At 60.1% G+C, this 16961-nt stretch carries 13 protein-coding genes and 4 pseudogenes; 8 read left to right on the top strand and 9 right to left on the bottom strand.

What is annotated here, in order from left to right:
- Nucleotides 1–14 precede the first annotated feature (14 nt).
- A complete protein-coding gene (locus JCM25146_RS00110) occupies nt 15–545 on the bottom strand; it encodes an HdeD family acid-resistance protein (protein ID WP_025824939.1) in 531 nt (176 codons plus the stop codon).
- A gap of 300 nt (nt 546–845) precedes the next feature.
- Here JCM25146_RS00110 and rpsD point away from each other — a divergent pair, with 300 nt between their 5' ends.
- The 4 genes and pseudogenes from rpsD (at nt 846) to JCM25146_RS00130 (ending at nt 6150) form a co-directional block, all read left to right on the top strand.
- A complete protein-coding gene (gene rpsD, locus JCM25146_RS00115; RefSeq protein ID WP_025824941.1) occupies nt 846–1463 on the top strand; it encodes a 30S ribosomal protein S4 in 618 nt (205 codons plus the stop codon).
- A 100-nt stretch (nt 1464–1563) separates the two neighbouring features.
- A pseudogene (locus JCM25146_RS16095) lies at nt 1564–3110 on the top strand (peptide chain release factor 3).
- Between the two features lie 98 nt (nt 3111–3208).
- Nucleotides 3209–4114 carry a LysR family transcriptional regulator gene (locus JCM25146_RS00125; RefSeq protein WP_025824943.1) on the top strand — a complete coding sequence of 302 codons (906 nt, stop codon included), beginning with the start codon at nt 3209–3211 and terminating at the stop codon, nt 4112–4114.
- 116 nt (nt 4115–4230) lie between these two features.
- Nucleotides 4231–6150 carry an FUSC family protein gene (locus tag JCM25146_RS00130; protein WP_148298914.1) on the top strand — a complete coding sequence of 640 codons (1920 nt, stop codon included), beginning with the start codon at nt 4231–4233 and terminating at the stop codon, nt 6148–6150.
- Nucleotides 6151–6225: 75 nt separating this feature from the next.
- Here JCM25146_RS00130 and JCM25146_RS16100 read toward each other — a convergent pair.
- The 4 genes and pseudogenes from JCM25146_RS16100 to JCM25146_RS00150 all read right to left on the bottom strand — a co-directional run bounded on the left by JCM25146_RS16100 (nt 6226) and on the right by JCM25146_RS00150 (nt 12321).
- A pseudogene (locus JCM25146_RS16100) lies at nt 6226–7256 on the bottom strand (isocitrate/isopropylmalate dehydrogenase family protein).
- Nucleotides 7257–7354: 98 nt separating this feature from the next.
- Nucleotides 7355–9133 (bottom strand): annotated as a pseudogene (locus JCM25146_RS16105) (aminopeptidase P family protein).
- A gap of 48 nt (nt 9134–9181) precedes the next feature.
- The gene (locus JCM25146_RS00145; RefSeq protein WP_025824947.1) at nt 9182–10096 is read right to left on the bottom strand and encodes a 50S ribosomal protein L11 methyltransferase; all 915 of its coding nucleotides are present in this window, start codon (nt 10094–10096) and stop codon (nt 9182–9184) included.
- The gene (locus JCM25146_RS00150; RefSeq protein WP_025824949.1) at nt 10096–12321 is read right to left on the bottom strand and encodes an ATP-dependent helicase; all 2226 of its coding nucleotides are present in this window, start codon (nt 12319–12321) and stop codon (nt 10096–10098) included. Before JCM25146_RS00150 ends, JCM25146_RS00145 begins: the two co-directional genes overlap by 1 nt.
- A 46-nt stretch (nt 12322–12367) precedes the next feature.
- On the opposite strand from JCM25146_RS00150, the gene JCM25146_RS00155 reads away from it, so the two are divergent.
- The 3 genes from JCM25146_RS00155 to JCM25146_RS20385 all read left to right on the top strand — a co-directional run bounded on the left by JCM25146_RS00155 (nt 12368) and on the right by JCM25146_RS20385 (nt 13852).
- Nucleotides 12368–13132 carry a JAB domain-containing protein gene (locus JCM25146_RS00155; RefSeq protein WP_081774699.1) on the top strand — a complete coding sequence of 255 codons (765 nt, stop codon included), beginning with the start codon at nt 12368–12370 and terminating at the stop codon, nt 13130–13132.
- Nucleotides 13129–13506 carry a hypothetical protein gene (locus JCM25146_RS20380; RefSeq protein WP_025824954.1) on the top strand — a complete coding sequence of 126 codons (378 nt, stop codon included), beginning with the start codon at nt 13129–13131 and terminating at the stop codon, nt 13504–13506. Before JCM25146_RS00155 ends, JCM25146_RS20380 begins: the two co-directional genes overlap by 4 nt.
- Before the next feature lie 142 nt (nt 13507–13648).
- Nucleotides 13649–13852 carry a JAB domain-containing protein gene (locus JCM25146_RS20385; protein ID WP_025824956.1) on the top strand — a complete coding sequence of 68 codons (204 nt, stop codon included), beginning with the start codon at nt 13649–13651 and terminating at the stop codon, nt 13850–13852.
- Between the two features lie 39 nt (nt 13853–13891).
- On the opposite strand, the pseudogene JCM25146_RS16115 reads toward JCM25146_RS20385, so the two are convergent.
- From JCM25146_RS16115 to JCM25146_RS00180, 3 genes and pseudogenes are all read right to left on the bottom strand, one after another.
- Nucleotides 13892–15063, bottom strand: a pseudogene (locus tag JCM25146_RS16115) (5-(carboxyamino)imidazole ribonucleotide synthase).
- A complete protein-coding gene (purE, locus tag JCM25146_RS00175) occupies nt 15060–15611 on the bottom strand; it encodes a 5-(carboxyamino)imidazole ribonucleotide mutase (RefSeq protein WP_025824959.1) in 552 nt (183 codons plus the stop codon). Before purE ends, JCM25146_RS16115 begins: the two are co-directional and overlap by 4 nt.
- A gap of 44 nt (nt 15612–15655) precedes the next feature.
- Nucleotides 15656–15862: a YdcH family protein gene (locus JCM25146_RS00180; RefSeq protein WP_025824960.1), complete on the bottom strand. Its 207-nt coding sequence runs from the start codon at nt 15860–15862 to the stop codon at nt 15656–15658.
- Between the two features lie 229 nt (nt 15863–16091).
- Between JCM25146_RS00180 and JCM25146_RS21025 the strand changes: the two genes are divergently transcribed.
- Nucleotides 16092–16256 (top strand): YdcH family protein, encoded by a 165-nt coding sequence (locus JCM25146_RS21025; protein WP_081774700.1) that lies wholly within the window; start codon nt 16092–16094, stop codon nt 16254–16256.
- Between the two features lie 60 nt (nt 16257–16316).
- On the opposite strand, the gene JCM25146_RS00190 is transcribed toward JCM25146_RS21025, so the two are convergent.
- A complete protein-coding gene (locus tag JCM25146_RS00190; RefSeq protein ID WP_025824962.1) occupies nt 16317–16907 on the bottom strand; it encodes a DUF1013 domain-containing protein in 591 nt (196 codons plus the stop codon).
- Nucleotides 16908–16961 lie beyond the last annotated feature (54 nt).

Below are 16961 nucleotides of genomic sequence, written 5' to 3' on the forward strand. Positions count from 1 at the left end.
GTGCTGCCCCTGTTCTAGCGCGCGTTGCTCTGGCGCAGGGCCAGACCGAACTGCACCCAGCCAATGCCGCTGGCAATCAGTTCAACGGCAATAAAGGTGCCAATCAGCCACAGACCGGACCACGGCAGGGTGATGTACAGACACACGCCAACCGCAAGGCTGATCAGCCCGCTGGCCAGAATAATGCCCCAGCCCGGCAGACCGCGGTACTGCAATGCCATGACAGCGCGCAGAACACCCACGACAATAAAACAGACAGAAGCAAATACCGTAATGGCAACAGAGCCGGAAACAGGCTCCTTGATCAGCAGCGCGCCGGCAATAATGTAAAGCCCGCCACAGAGCAGGGAGAACAGAAAGCCGCCCCAGTCCTTGACTGCAAGGGCATGCACACCCTGCATGATCCCGGCAAAAATAAGCAGGCCCCCAATAAACATGGTGCTTGCGAGGGTCACGGACACGGCATCAATACAGGCGACAAAGCCGAGTATGACCAATGCAATGCCCAATACAACAAAAAAGGCCCATTTATGTGCGAATGGCATGGAGTTTATCCTTGCAGCCAGAGTAAAGTATGGTGTTCTGATAGTATGGTGCCACAGGTTAATACAAAGCAAAAACGGTCCGTCATGCCTAAATCCATACGAACTGGCGTGGCTTTGGTTGACATGGCGGGAGTGTTCTCGTAAATCCTGCGGCCATTGCCGGGAATGTGGACAGACCGGCCAGCGCCTTTTTGCTGGTAATGCGGTATGCGCCCGCTCCGATCCGTGGTGGACGGAGACTACCGGTGTAATGACGGGCTGTTTCTCCCAGCCCGCCTGTTGAGAGATGAAGAGCGCACTATGAGCAAGCGCCTTGAGAGCAAATATAAAATCAACCGCCGCCTTGGCGTAAACCTGTGGGGCCGTGCAAAGTCCCCCGTTAACCGTCGTGAATACGGTCCGGGTCAGCATGGTCAGCGCCGCAAGGGCAAGCCTTCCGACTTCTCTGTCCAGCTGATGGCCAAGCAGAAGCTCAAAGGCTACTACGGCAACATCACGGAAAAGCAGTTCCGCCGTTACTATCAGGAAGCCGTGCGTCGCAAAGGCGATACGTCTGAAAACCTGATCAACCTGCTCGAACGTCGTCTGGACGCGGTGATCTACCGCATGAAGTTCGCAATCACTCCGTTTGCGGCTCGCCAGTTCATCAGCCATGGCCACATTCTGGTCAACGGCCGCAAGCTGAACATCCCGTCCTACATCGTTAAAGATGGTGACGTGATTGAAGTGCGCGAAAAGTCCAAGCAGCTTGCCATCGTTCTGGATGCAACACAGTCCGCTGAGCGCGACGTGCCGGAATACATGGAAGTCGATCATCGCCAGATGAAGGGCACGTTCCTGCGTGGCCCGCAGCTTTCCGATGTGCCGTATCCGGTGCAGATGGAACCGAACCTGGTGGTCGAATTCTACTCCCGTTAATCGGGAACTCCGGTTCGACCTGTGGACGCCGGGTGGAGGGGTTTTCTCTCCATCCGGCGTTTGCCGTTTTTATTCATGCCAGATGCTCCGGAACTGATTTATGTCTGATACCGCCAATCCTGAACTGGGTAAGGAAATTGTCCGTCGTCGTACGTTTGCGATCATCTCGCACCCTGACGCCGGTAAAACCACACTGACCGAGCGCATCCTGCGTGCCGGTGGTGCCATTCAGCTGGCGGGGAATGTGCGGGCCAAGGGCGAACGCCGCCGCACACGCTCGGACTGGATGGCCATTGAGCGCGATCGCGGGATTTCCGTTGTCAGCTCGGTCATGACGTTTGATTACGGCGGCTGCGTGTTCAACCTGCTGGACACGCCCGGACATGAAGACTTCTCCGAAGATACTTACCGGACCCTGACAGCCGTTGACTCGGCAGTTATGGTGATCGACGCGGCCAAGGGGATAGAAGACCGGACACGCAAACTGTTCGAAATCTGCCGCCTGCGTGATATTCCCATTGTCACCTTCATCAACAAGATGGACCGCGAGGCACAGGACCCCTTTGCCCTGCTGGACGAAATTGCGTCCTCTCTGGCGCTGGACACATGCCCTGCACATGGCCTGTTGGCCGTGCCGCCACCTTTGTGGGCACGTATGACCTGCTCAACGGCAAACTCAACACCCTTACCCCGCTGGCGGAGAGTGATGAGCGGCTGACGCAGATGCGCGAGGAGCTGGAACTGGCAGAGGCTGCCCTGCCGGAGTTTGACCGCGAGTCATTTGATGCGGGCCATCTGACCCCGGTCTTTTTTGGGAGCGCCATTAAGGAAATTGGTGTGACCGACCTGCTGGACGCGCTGGTGGCTTTTGGGCCGTCTCCCCGTGCGCAGGCGGCGGAAAACCGGACAGTAACGGCCGATGAGCCGGGTATGACGGCGCTGGTGTTCAAAATTCAGGCCAACATGGACCCCAACCACCGTGACCGTATTGCTTTTGCCCGTATCTGCTCGGGCAGGCTGACGCGGGGGATGAAGCTCCGGCACACCCGCACGGGCAAGAGCTTTGCCGTCCATACGCCCCAGTTCTTTTTTGCTCAGGACCGGCATCTGGCCGAAGAAGCCTTTGCGGGCGATGTGGTGGGCATTCCCAACCACGGCACCCTGCGCATTGGGGACACGCTGACCGAGGGCGAAGATATCCGCTTTACGGGCGTGCCCCATTTTGCCCCAGAAATCCTGCGCCGGGTGCGGCTGGATGATGCCATGAAGGCCAAAAAGCTCAAGCAGGCTCTGGTACAACTGGCGGAGGAAGGGGTGGTCCAGCTCTTCAGGCCGCAAGATGGCGCGCCCCCCATTGTGGGTGTGGTGGGTACACTCCAGCTTGATGTGTTGCAGGCACGCCTGCGGGCGGAATACGGTGTTGGTATTGGCTTTGATTCCACACCCTTCTCCCTTGCCCGCTGGATTACCGGCCCGCGTGATAAAATTGAGGCGTTTACCGCATCCAACCGCTCGGCCATGGCGGATGATCTGGATGATGACCCGGTTTTTCTGGCGACATCCAACTTCATGATGCGCCGGACCGAGGAGCAGAACCCCGACATCAGGTTCCATGACATCAAACAGATCGGGATTGAAATCGGCTAGGCATATCCGCCTCTGTGCATGTTGGGGCATGAGTTAAAAAACCTTGGGCGGGGCAGGGGGCACACCTGCCACCCATATGTGGGGGAGCGGACGCACAGGTGTTTTTGCGGCAACTCAGTTACCTGATCGCACTGGAGCAGCACCGCCATTTTTCCCGCGCGGCACAGGCATGTGGCGTCTCCCAGCCTGCTCTGTCGTCCGCTATCCGGCAGTTGGAAAATGAGCTGGGCATTACCATCATCAACCGCAACCGTCGCTTTTTCGGGCTGACGGAGGAAGGGCAGCGTGTTCTGATCTGGGCACGCAAAACCTTGGCGGATCTGGACAGCCTGCGTCAGGAGGCCGCTTTTGCGCAGGATGTAGCCGGTGGGTTTGTCTCCATTGGCGTTATGCCGCAGGGGGTGCAGGTTGTGCCTTTGCTGCTGGAGCATTTTCGCAGCGCTGTGCCAGCCCTGCGGGTTGAGGTGACCGTGTACCCCAATGCGGAAATTCTGCACCAGCTCAGGGAACAGCGGATTCAGTTAGGGCTGATGTATCTGGACCAGGTGCCCAAGGATGGACCGTTTGAAGTCCAGCGCCTGTATGCAGAGCAATATGTGCTGATTGCAGCGCCATCCATCCCCCTGCCTGCTGGGCGGGAGTGCGGGTGGCAGCAGGCGGCAGCCCTGCCGCTGGGCCTGCTCAGCCGCAACATGCACAGCAGACAACTGGTGGACGCCTGTTTTGCGCAGGCCGGGGTGGCCCCCCGCGTTATGCTGGAAACAAATGTGCTGGAATTGCTGCATGCGGAAATAATGGCGGGTAAGGTTGCCGGGGTCATGCCTGTTTCTGCCCTGCCAGAACGTGTGGGGGCGCTCGGGCCATTGCAGGTGCGCAGGCTTGACCCTTCTCCCGCGCCAGAAGTCGGCCTGCTGCGCCTGAACCAGCCCAATTCCACCGCGTTGCTTACCCGGCTGTGGCATGTTGCCACTGCTCTGGAGCTGGATAACATTTACGCCACTTAGCAGATGGTGTCTTCATTATAAGCATTGCTTATGATTTTATCAGAACAATCGCTTGGACTTATAGGGGCTGCCTGAACATCGTGCGGCTTTCCTCTGCTGGCTGAGTACAACGCATCATGAGCAATATGGACCCCGATGCCAGTATGCCCCCGGCCCATCGGTTCGGGGGCGCGTACTTGCTTGCTCTTTGGCAAGCGCTGGGCATGCAGTCCTCGGGTAAGCTGAAGTGGCTGCTGGCCCCGTCGTGGGGAGATGTGGCGTTTGCCGTCCGCTCGGCTTTTGCCGCAGGCTTGTCCCTTGTTATTGCTATGGGCATGGAAATGGACAGCCCCCAGTGGGCGCCATTGACCGTGTGGGTCGTTGCGCAGTCCTCCCGGGGGGAGAGCCTGTCCAAGGCGCGCTGGCGTATTGCGGGCACGGTGCTGGGCTGCTGCGTGGCTGTGGGGCTCATAGCCGCTTTGCCGCAAAGTCCGGCCCTGTTTTTTGGTGTGCTGGCATGCTGGATTGGCCTGTGCTGCGGCATGGCCACTTTTTTGGAAGGTTATAAAGCCTACGGGCTGGTGTTGACCGGGTTTACCTCTGCCATCGTGGCGACTGGCGCCATTATGCAACCCGATCAGGTCTTTGATATCGCTCTGTCACGCGGCACCTATATTGTGCTCGGTGTGGTGTGCGAGGCGCTACTGGCGCTGCTGTTCATGCCCGGTTTGCATGCCCGTGCGCGTGCGCGGCTTAAAACCCGGCTGGATGCGGCACAGGCACTGGTGCGCAAACGGGTGGACTGTCTGGTGGAGGGGCACCTCACCACGGAGCTGGACCAGAGCCCGCTCCTGGGCGAACTGACGGCAGCAGGCAGCCGTATTGAATATGATGCGCTGGAGGCAGGCGGCTACGGGCATATGGCTGACCATGCCCGTGCGGCACTCGCAGGCCTGCTGGTCCTGCTGGCTCGGGCGGAAGGGCTGGCGACCCTTAAACTGCTGCCAGCAGACAAGGTGCCAACGTCTATCCGTAAGGATGAATGGGCCGTCCGTGAGCATGTGGAGGCATGCCTGAGCCACAGGCGGGGTGACCGCTTCCGCTTTCGTATCCGCTCCCGCAGGCATGCGCTGGAGGCGGTGGAAAACGGGGTCCGGGCGTGTGCGGGTATTCTGGTCGGCTGGCTGCTGTGGGAGGTCACGGCATGGCCTTCGGGGCCGACCTTCATGTCTTTGCTCGCACTGGTGTATGGGCTGCTGGCCACGCGGGAAAACCCCGTTGTGGCCTCGGCCCCGTTTTTCAGGGGGGCGGTATGGTGCGTGCTGGTAGCCGGGGTGTATGTCACTCTGGTATTGCCCGCGCTGAACACACCGGAAATGCTGGTCCTGCTAATGATGGTGCCTATGGTCATAGGAGGGCTGGCTGCGCGTAACCCGGCTACGGCGGGCTATGCTTTTTCGTTCAACATGTTTCTGCCAGTCCTGATGGGGCCGAATAATCAGGGGCGGTATGACGAGGTTTCGTTCTTTAACGCCTCTCTGGCATTTTTGGGGGCTGTGCTGGTGGCGGGGTGGACGTACCGCACGGTTCTGCCTTTTAGGCCGGATTCCCACATGCTGCGCACTGCGCTCTGGAGCAGCAGGCAGTTGCAGGGGCTGGCATCGGCCAATAGCCGGGTGTCGGTTTACCAGTGGTTATCGGGCAATGCGGATAGTCTGGTGCGCATTATGCGCAATGCGCAGGGTATTGCCCTGCCACGGCGCAATGCTTTTGCCCGCCAGCAGTTCTCGGGCATGGTCAGTGGCATGCATGTCATTCTGCTGCGCGAACTGGCGCTGGCTCCCACGACCCCACCAGCCGTGCAACGCGCCTTACGGGCGTTTTTACGGCACTGGGAGCATGATGACGGCACACTTGTAACCCGTCAGGCGGCTTCTACCGCACGCTGGTTGGAGCGGCAAGTTGCGCATATGCCCCCGCAGCAGCAGGAAATATTCGAGCATGCTCTGGTCAGCCTCCGGCTACTGGCCTGCGCGCAGCCTGTGGACCTGCCATAAAAAAAGGGGTGCCGGAGCACCCCCGCTGCCGCCTTTTTGCCGCCGGACACGCCCGCGGCAAAAGTTGCGTGGACCTTAGGACAGGGCCTGCTTGAGTGCTGCCGTCAGTTCCTTGGAGGTGGTGTTGCCACCCAGATCCTTGGTGCGGACGCCACCATCGGTAATGACTTTTTTAATCGCAGCGTCAATCCGGTCAGCCTGCTTGTCGTGGCCAACGTGGCGCAGCATCATGACCGCAGCCAGCAGCAGAGCCAGCGGGTTGGCAATGCCTTTGCCTGCAATGTCGGGGGCAGAGCCATGAACGGCTTCAAACACGGCAGCTTTTTCGCCAATGTTTGCGCCCGGAGCCATGCCAAGCCCACCCACCAGACCAGCGGTCAGGTCGGACAGGATGTCGCCGAACAGGTTGGTGGTGACAACAACGTCAAACTGCCACGGGTTGATGACAAGCTGCATAGCGCAGGCGTCCACAATCCGTTCGTTAAAGGCGATGCGGCCTTTGTATTCTTCAGCAACCTTGCGGCCTTCTTCAAGGAACAGGCCGGTCAGCAGCTTGAGGATGTTGGCCTTATGCACGATTGTAACCGTTTTACGGTTATTCTTTACTGCATAATCAAAGGCGTATTTGACAATCCGGCGGCATTCCGCACGGGAAGTGAAGCCGGAGCTCAGAGCAATACCTTGGGGTCTTCACCCACGGGAATGTAGTGCTCCATGGCGGCGTAATAACCTTCCAGGTTCTCGCGGAAGAGAACGAGGTCAATGTCATCAAACCGGCCACCGGGGACAATGGTCTTGGTGGGGCGCAGGTTGGCAAACAGCCCGAATTCCTGCCGGAGAGTAACATTGATGGACTTGAAGCCACCACCAACAGGTGTGGTCAGCGGGCCTTTAAGGGCAAGGCCCGTACGGCGGATGCTCTCAATGGTCTGCTTGGGCAGTGGGTCGTTAACCGCATCTACACCAGCCATGCCGGCCAGTTGACGGTCCCATACAAACGGGGCCTCAACCGCGTCCAGAATTTCTATAACCGATTCAACAATTTCAGGGCCAATGCCATCACCGGGAATAAGTGTGGCGGGAATGGTCTTGCTATGTGCTGTCATTCTGAGAAGCTCCCTTTCAACTTCGGTGCCTGTTCTGCGCTTCTTTGCGCGGTCAGGCGATTCCCATTTACGTGACCATTGGTGACAAACGTCTGCTATCACGCCTTGTTGAGGGGCGCGCAGGCCGTTTGCAGCCATTTTTTTGCATCCGCGGGTAGGTGCGGGGCAATCTGTTGCAAGATTTCTGCATGGTAGCCATCCAGCAGGGCGGTATCTGCCTCGCCCAGCAGGGTGGGGTCGATCAGTCTCCGGTCAAACGGTGCCAGTGTCAGCGTTTCAAATTCCAGAAAAGGTCGGTCGGAGTCCGTGTGTGTGGGTTCACGCACCAGCACAAGGGTTTCCAGTCGGATGCCATAGGCACCGGCAGGTAAAACCCCGGTTCGTTGGACAGGACCATGCCTGCACGCAGGGCAATGGTGGATGGTGCTTTGGAAATACGCGCAGGCCCTTCATGCACAGATAAAAAACTGCCTACTCCGTGGCCGGTGCCATGGTCAAAATCCAGCCCGGCCTGCCACAGGTCGTAGCGTGCCAGCGCATCCAGCGCATGGCCCTTGGTCTGCGGGGAAGCGCGCATGGCCAAGGCGTAGGTTGCCCTTGAGCACGCGGGTAAAGGCTGCCTTGAGTGCTGCTGGCGGTGTGCCAGGGCCAGTCCAGAGTGTGCGGGTGACATCGGTCGTGCCATCGGGGTACTGGCCGCCGCTGTCGATCAGGTACACCTCGTCGGGGTTTATGGCGCGGTTGCTCTGCTCGGTCACGCTGTAGTGGATCACAGCGCCATTCGGCCCTGCGCCAGAAATGGCCGTAAACGAATCCTCCACATACTCAGGTGCCTCCCGTCGGAAGGCGGCCAGTTGGCGGGCGGCGTCCAGTTCGGTTGTGGTGGTGGCGTAGGTGTCCATCCAGTGCAAAAAGCGGCATAGGGCGACGCCGTCACGCAGGTGGGCGGCGCGCATGCCCTGCTGTTCAACCGCGTTTTTGCACGCTTTGGGCAGCAGGCACGGGTCGGGGGTAGGGACAACGGTTGCGCTGTGGTGGCTCAGGGCCTGCGTAAACCAGACGGCATTGCTCGCCGGGTCCACGCCCACTGTGCGCCTGCCAAGTGTTGCCAGAACCTGCTCCAGTGCCGGGGGTGCATGTATGCGCACGTCTGCGCCGAGCCACGCCAGCACATCGGCGGGAATTTTGTCGGGCTGAATAATCAGGTCAACGCTTGCATCAGCATGGAGGATGGCAAAAGCCAGCACCACGGGTGTGCAGGGAATATCCGCGCCACGGATGTTGAGCAGCCATGCAATGGAGGCGGAATCGCTCAGCACGGCTGCATCTTGCCCCAGAGTGCGCAGGTCATGGGCAATGCGGCTGCGTTTGCTGGCGGAGCTTTCCCCCGCATGGTGCAGGGGGTGAATAAATGCGGGGCCAGCGGGCAGGGCAGGGCGGTCAAACCACAGCGCATCCACCAGATTGTGCGGTGTGGGGGTGAGGCACAGCTGGCTGTGTTGCAGGTATGGCTCCAGCTCTGCGGCACTCATAATCCGTGGGTCATAGCCGATTGTTGCGCCGGGGTGGGCGTTGGTGGCCAGCCATGTGGCGGGCGGCACCTGCCCGCCATGCACACGTTCCCAGCAGGCACCGTCCACCTGCTGGTCCATCTGGGTGATGTAGCGCCCGTCGGAAAAAACGGCTGCCTTATCCGCCAGAACAATGGCGGTGCCAGCACTGCCTGTAAAACCGCTTATCCATGCCAGTCGCTGTGCGCAGGCGGGGGTATACTCGCCCAAAAACTCATCCCCGTGCGGGATAATCACCCCATCCAGTCCATTCTGGCGCAGCAGGGTGCGAAGAGAGGTCAGTCTGTTCATGGATGAGGAGGCCAAGGTGCTACTCCGTTATTGGGGAAAAAGAGGTGCGGGCATGGCGGCACGTCAGGCAGAAAAAGTCCCGGCGGGGCGGCGCAGGATGAGCGTGGCCCAGTCCCCTTCGGTCAGGACCTGTTCAAGCACCAGCCCCTGCCTGCGGTGGGCAGTGAGCACCATGCGCACCTGTGTTTGCAGCAGCCCTGCCAGAATGACCGTGCCACCGGGGGCGAGTGCCTGTGCCAGGTCCTTGGCCATAAGGCAGAGTGGGCGGGCAAGAATATTGGCAAAAACCAGATCATAGGGGGCATTTTTGCGAATGGCGGGAGTTTGCCAGCCATTGCCAAGGCGACAGGTCAATGCACGGTTCAGCCGGTTGCGCCGCGCGTTCTCGGCGGAGACACGGACAGACCAAGGCTCAATATCCACGGCCAGCACCTTCTGATGCAGCAGGGCTGCTGCGGCCATGGCCAGAATGCCGGTGCCGCAGCCAAGGTCCAGAATACGGCGGGGGTGGCGGTGGGCCACGCGCTCCAGTGCGCGCAGGCAGCCACGGGTGGAACCGTGCTCGCCCGAGCCAAAGGCAACGCCTGCATCCAGCGTTAGCACAATGCGTGTGGCTTCCTCCGCGTCGGGCAGATGGGTGCCACGGACCACAAAGCGCTTGCCAACCTTTTGTTCGGGAAAAGCCTCATACGTGCGGGCAAGCCAGCCCTCGGCCTCGGTTGCGGCCCGCTCAAGGGGGGCGGGTACGCCACTGGTCAACTCGGCCAGCATAAGGGCCAGTCCCAGTTCGTCCTCCATGTGGCCTGTGTCTTTTACCCCTTCCACGCGCCACAGTGTGCCTTCGGGGTTGGCTTCAAAAATACCAACGGTGGTGCAGACGCTGCCGATTGCGTTTTCATACGCTTCTACGGCGGCTTCGGGCACGGTAACGGAAATGGTTTCCAGGCTGGTGGCGTGGCGGCGGGTCGGATGGGCCATTATAATTTCTCGATAAAGGAGGAAAGAAGTCGTTTTGTACCTGCGTTTTCAAACGCGATTTCCAGATGGTTGCGGTCAGCCGCAATCACGATCCCCACACCAAAGCGGGGGTGGCGCACCTGCTCGCCCAGAGCAAAAGCGGGTTCGGCCTCGGGGGTGCGTTTGCGCCGCGCCATAACGGGGCCGTTGTCAAACAGGCTCTCTTCGGCAAACAGACCGCGGCGGGCGGATCCGCCCTCACTCTTGCGGCTGATATGCTCGTCCGGCAGTTCTTCAAGAAAACGGCTGGGCATGGAGGGCTGCCAGTTGGCATAAATGCGGCGGCTCCCCGCATGGAAGATCATGGCCTGCTTGCGCGCGCGCGTAATGCCCACGTAGGCCAGACGCCGCTCTTCTTCCAGTCCTTTAAGCCCGCCTTCATCGAGCGTGCGCTGGGAGGGAAAGACACCTTCCTCCCAGCCGGGCAGGAACACCGTGTCAAACTCCAGCCCCTTGGCGCCGTGGAGTGTCATGATCGAGAGCTTGGCGTCCTGTGCTTTTTCGTCTGTTTCCATCACAAGGGAGACATGCTCCAAAAACTCGCCCAGCGTGCCAAAATCGGCCAGAGCGCGCACCAGTTCCTTCAGGTTTTCCAGCCGTCCGGGGGCTTCGGGCGAGCGGTCCAGACGCCACATTTCAAGGTAGCCGCTCTCTTCCAGCAGATGCTCGACTGCCAGCACATGGCCATCGCGCGCCATAATATCGCGCGTAGTGTTCAGGGCGTTGATGAGCGTGCGCAACTGATCGGCCATTTTGCCCTTGAGCTGGCCGGTGTTGAGCATGCTCTCGGTAGCACTGCTTAGGGGCGTTGCGGCAAAGCGGGCGGCCTCGCGCAGTTTTTGCAGGCTGGAGGGGCCAACGCCGCGTTTGGGCACGTTGATGATCCGCTCAAACGCCAGATCATCCGCAGGCTGGCTGACAACGCGCATGTAGGCCAGAGCATCGCGGATTTCTGCCCGCTCGTAAAAGCGTACACCCCCGACAATGCGGTAGGGCAGGCCGGTCTGGACCAGCCGCTCCTCAAACGCGCGGGTCTGGAAGCCTGCACGGACCAGAATGGCCATTTCCGCCAGAGACTGGCCCTTGTGGTGCAGGCGCTCGGCCATGTCGCAGACGCTGCGGGCCTCTGCATCCGAATCCCATACGCTGGTGACCAGCACCTTCTCCCCATCCGATGGGTCATCACGGCCGGAGCGCAGGGTTTTGCCAAGCCGTTCTCCGTTATGGGCGATCAGGCCCGCAGCGGCTCCCAGAATATGCCGGGTCGAGCGGTAGTTGCGTTCCAGCCGTACGATCTGCGCACCGGGGAAGTCTTTTTCAAACCGCAGGATGTTTTCCACTTCCGCTCCACGCCAGGAGTAGATGGACTGGTCATCATCCCCCACGCAGCAGATGTTGGCCGTGCCATTGGCCTGTTTGGCCAGCAGGCGCAGCCACAGATACTGCACGGTGTTGGTGTCTTGGTATTCATCCACCAAAATGTAGCGGAACAGGCGGTGGTACTGTGCCAGCACATCGGGGCGTGTGCGCAGGATTTCGGTCACATGGAGCATCAGGTCGCCAAAATCGCAGGCGTTCAGTTGCTTCAGGCGGGCCTGATAAGCCTCGTAAATGGCGCGGGCGTGGTGGTTTGCAAAGTCTGTATCTTCCGATGGCGTGACGCGCTCTGGGGTAAGCCCGCGGTCCTTCCAGCGCTGGATAACGCCAAGCAGGCCGGGGGCGGGCCAGCGTTTAGTGTCTATCTGCCACGGCTCCATAACCTGCTTGAGCAGGCGCAACTGGTCGTCCGTATCTAAAATGGTAAAGCTCTGGGTCAGGCCCACATATTCCGCGTGGCGGCGCAGCATGCGCGCACACAGGGCGTGGAAGGTGCCAAGCCACAGCCCTTCAGCCGGTGCGCCAAGGAGTGTTGCCACACGCTCGCGCATTTCCCGCGCGGCCTTGTTGGTAAAGGTCACGGCCAGAATCTGCCATGGCTTTGCGCGCTCTGTGAGCAGAATATGGGCAAAACGTGTGGTAAGCACACGTGTTTTGCCAGTGCCTGCGCCCGCCAGAACCAGCAGGGGGCCATCTGTTGTCTCAATGGCCGCGCGTTGCTCGGGGTTCAGGCGCGCAAGGTAGGAGGTACCGCTCTGGGGGGCGGCATCGGAGGCGGGGTGAGAGGGGGGCTCGAATGTTGTCACCATTCCCTTATATAGTGATGTCCGCCTTAGGCCAATCGGAGCAATGTTGATGGCAAAAGCAAAGCTGCCGCCAGCCCCCCCGGCAACCGCACAGGAGTGCGGGGAGGGGGGAGCTGTTTTTGCTTCCACCGGTCCTGCGGGGCACCGCAAACGCATGCGTCAGAGAGTGCTGGCCCATGGTGCGCAGGGGCTGGCTGATTACGAACTGCTGGAAATGCTGTTGTTTTACGGTGTGCCCCGACGCGATACCAAGCCGATGGCCAAAAACCTGATAAACCAGTTCGGGTCTTTTTCCGCTGTGCTCGAATCCGGTGCTGCGCGCTTGCATTCTGCCGGGGTGCCCAAGGGGGCGGCGGCACTTTGCGCGCATGTGCCCGAGGTTGCGGCCCATCTGGTGCAGGACGGCCGGGCCGGGCGCACCTACATGGGCGACTGGGACAGCCTTGTGCGGCATTGCCATACGGTTTTACAAGCGGAGGAAGCCCCGCAGATGCGCGTGCTGCTGCTGGACAGCCGCAATACCCTGCTGGTGGATGAGTCTTTGGTATGGCCAGCACGTGTGCCCGACCCAGAGGCAGTGCGTCAGGCCGTGGCCCATGTTCTGCAACGTGCGCTGGAGGTGCAGGCCTGCGCGGTTGTTAGCGTGTATCTGGCCGGAAACGGGCAGGATGTGGGGGCAATCCTGCAAGCTGGTATGCCGTTTGTTACGGCCATGCGTCAGGCCGCCCCGCTTTTGGCTGTCAGCCTGCATGACCATCTGGTGGTTGGGCAGGCAGAGTGGGTGAGTGCACGCCAGATGGTAGCGGACTGGTGAGCCGCCCCCCGACCGAGCCGGGCGTGGCCGATGCCTCCACTTTTTTTGCGGGCTCCGGGCAGACAGCGGCTCTGCGTCCCCTACAGCAGGAAGCTACCGCACCGGATAAGATGGACGACGTGCACTGTCTGGCCACGTTGCTGGAGGCCGCGCACGCCCCGCGCGCCCCCACGGCATTGGTGCAGGCGCGTGCCCTTGTCGCGGAATATGGTACGCTCTCGGCTGTGCTGCTGGCTGTTGCGCAGGGCGAAGGGAGCGTGCGCCACCTGCCGAAGGGGTGCGTGTGTTGTTGCTCCTTGTGCGGGAGAGTGCGCACCGCCTGCACCGCGCCCGCTTGCAGCGCGGCAACGTGCTTGCCGAGCGGCCAGCCCTGAACGCCTATTTGCTGGCACTGTTGGGGCGGGAAAAAACCGAGCAGATGCGCGTGCTGTTTCTGGATGGGGCAGGCAGGCTGATAGCAGATGAACTGCTGGGGCGCGGTACGGTGATCATGCCCCGGTTTACCCGCGTGAGATTGTGCGGCGCGCACTGGCCCTGCGGGCTGGGAGTTTTGTGCTTGTGCACAACCACCCAAGCGGGGACGCCATGCCCTCGGCCGAGGATATCAGCATGACAGGGCAGATTGTGGCCGCAGCCCATATTGTTGGCTTACAGGTGGCAGACCATCTGATTGTCGGCCGGGACCATGTCCTGAGCATGAAGGAGGCTGGCCTGCTGTAGCTGCCTGCCTCCCGCATGTTCGGAGGGTGGTTGGTGTGCCTAGTCTTCGTCCGCAGCGGGTGGGGCTGCGCATTTGGTAGCCAGTGGGCCAAGGGCTGCCTGTATGCCCCATTCGCCGGGAAGTGCGCCAAGTGGGAACAGGATGTTCACATGCCCCATCTTGCGGCCCTCGCGGGCGTCTTTTTTACCGTACAGGTGGGGAATATGGCCCGGATTGGCCAAAATGGCAGGCCACAGGGCCATGTCTTCCGGCCCGACCAGATTTTTCATCACCGCATCGGAGTGGCGGCTGGCCGGGGGCAGGGGCAGGCCCGCCACGGCACGGATGTGCATGTCAAACTGGTCCTGCGCGCAGGCATCCATAGTCCAATGGCCTGAATTATGGGGGCGTGGGGCAACTTCGTTCACCATTAGCGAGCCATCGCGCACAAGGAACATTTCCACCCCCATAACCCCGACCAGATCAAACTGTTCGGCAATCAGGGCGGCTAGTCTGCCAGCTTCATGGGCAATGTTCTCCGCCACAGGGGCGGGTGCGAGTGTCAGGTCCAGAATACCGTGCCAATGGTGGTTCAGAACCGTGTCAAAGCAGCGGGTTGTGCCGTCTGTACCGCGTGCGACCATCACGCTCAGTTCGCAGGCAAAATCAACCATGCCTTCGGCTACCAGCGGGTGGGGGGCAAGGGTCGCAAATGCATCCTCCAACTCCGCCTCGGAGTAAACGCGGCGCTGGCCCTTGCCATCGTACCCGTTACGGGTGGTCTTGAGAATGAGCGGAAAACCCAGTTTGCGGGCGCCTCATGCAGCGTGGCATGGTCTGTCACCGCATGCCACGGCGCCAGAGGCACACCAGCGGACGCCAGAAAGCTCTTTTCTGCCAGCCGGTCCTGACTGATACGCAGGATGTGGCCGGAGGGACGAACAGGGCAATGCCTGCTCAGCCGGTCCAGCGCATCGGCACTGATGTTCTCAAATTCGAAGGTGACAACGTCAACCGCTTTGGCAAAGTTGTCCAGTGCTGCGGGGTCATCATACGCGCCAAGAGTTACGGCGTTGCAGACCTGAGCAGCCGGGCCGTGTGCATCCTGTGTGAGAATATGTGTTTTATAGCCCAGTCGTGAGGCTGCCACGGCAGACATGCGGCCAAGCTGCCCCCCGCCCACAATGCCAATAACAGCATTGGGGGGCAGGGCTGCGGGTGTGTGGGTCATTCGTTTTCTGTTACCGGAGTATCTGCAACCGATGCGGTCTGCACCGCGCGCCATGCTTCCAGCCGTGCGGCCAGTTCGGGGTTTTGTAGGGCCATAATGGAGGTTGCCAGCAGGGCAGCGTTTTTGGCCCCGGCAGCGCCAATGGCCAGTGTGCCAACCGGCACTCCGCCGGGCATCTGCACGATTGAGAGCAGGCTATCCATGCCCTTGAGTGCGCGGGATTCCACAGGGACGCCCAGCACAGGCAGGCGGGTCCATGCTGCACACATGCCCGGCAGATGTGCAGCACCACCAGCGCCTGCAATAATCACGCACAACCCGCGCTCTGCCGCCGTGCGGGCATAGTCAGCCAGACGGTCCGGGGTACGGTGGGCGGACACGATACGTGTTTCGTGCGGGATTCCAAATTCGTTCAGAATGGCATCGGCGTGGCGCATGGTTTCCCAGTCAGACTGGCTTCCCATGATAATGCCGACCTTGGGAGCGGCGCTGGCCGTGCTGCTGTCTGTCGTGTGGGTGGTGGTGGTCTGGGGGGCTGTTGTGTTCACAGGGGTAGGGTATCCGGTCTTGCTTGTCTGGTCCTGTTGCAAAGTCAGGCAATATTGTCGGGTATCAGTTGGCTTTCAACCCGTGTTATGCGGTCTTTGAGCAGTAATTTCCGTTTTTTGAGCCGTTGAAGGTACAACTGGTCGATAAAAGTTGTCTCGTTGGTCATCCTGTTGATGACCGTATCCAGATCCCGATGCTCGCTTCGCAGTTCAAGAAGTTGCCCCAGTAGTGACTCGCGGTCTTGCATCATGGCGCTGGTTCTCCCTGTGTGCATCTGACTCGTGCATTCAATCGGATGGTCTGTTGTCGCACTTATGCTGCGGTTTACCAACCATGCATTGCCAAGCCAGTATGCGCAAACAGGAAAAAGTTCCATGTGTGCAGCGCATATCGGTATTCGGTGGAATATGAAAATAGCATGAAATTTTTGGCCGTCTGTACGTTAGCGTAAAAGAGTCACTAACCGAATGGAGGCAGCCATGGCGCGCCTAGCAAGGATAGAGTCCCTCAAACATCGCCATTTCCATATTGACCAGAAAATTGCTTCCGAAGGGGGTAGACCCAGACCGGACGAGCGGGTCCTGATGTGCCTGAAGCTGCAAAAGCTCAGGATCAAGGAAGAAATAGAGCGGCTGGCGGGCTAAAAACGCAACGTGGTTCAGCCTGCCGCATGTGCGCACGCGGCAGGCTGAACCGGCAGGATTTTATTCAGCAGAAAAATCAATATCACCCGTGTCCAGTGCCGGAACCGGGATTTCCGCCCCTTCACGCTCAAGGCGTGCATTGGCATCGGCTACGGCTGCGTTCAGGTCGGTCTGGCTACACAGGCCAACGGTCACCGGATCACGCGGCTTGATGTTGGGCGTATTCCAGTGTTGCTTGTCACGCACCTTGGCAATGGTGTCCTTGGTGGTGCCCAGCAGTTTAACAATCTGTTGCTCGCTCAACTGCGGGTAGTTGCGCAGCAGGAAGGCAATGCCGTCCGGACGGTCATGGCGTTTGGCAACCGGCGTATAGCGCGCTCCCTTGGAGCGGCGACGTACGGGGTTGTTGGTGGCCAGAATTTTCAGCCGTGCGGTGGGCGTGGCCTCACAACGGCGAATTTCTTCAATGGCAAGCTGGTGGTTGGCAACGGGGTCGTACCCGACAATGCCCTGAGCGACCTCACCATCGGCAATGGCCTGCACTTCCAATGGGTGCATCCCGCAAAAAGCGGCAATCTGTTCAAAGCTGAGCGCGGTCTTTTCGATCAGCCACACAGCGGTTGCTTTTGGCATCAAGGGTAAGGTCGTCATTTGGCTTCTATCCTGTCGTCGGGCGGCGCTCACGCAGGCACCGGTAAAATTGAC

It is taken from the genome of Acetobacter okinawensis JCM 25146 (genome assembly GCF_000613865.1).
Classification (GTDB): domain Bacteria; phylum Pseudomonadota; class Alphaproteobacteria; order Acetobacterales; family Acetobacteraceae; genus Acetobacter; species Acetobacter okinawensis.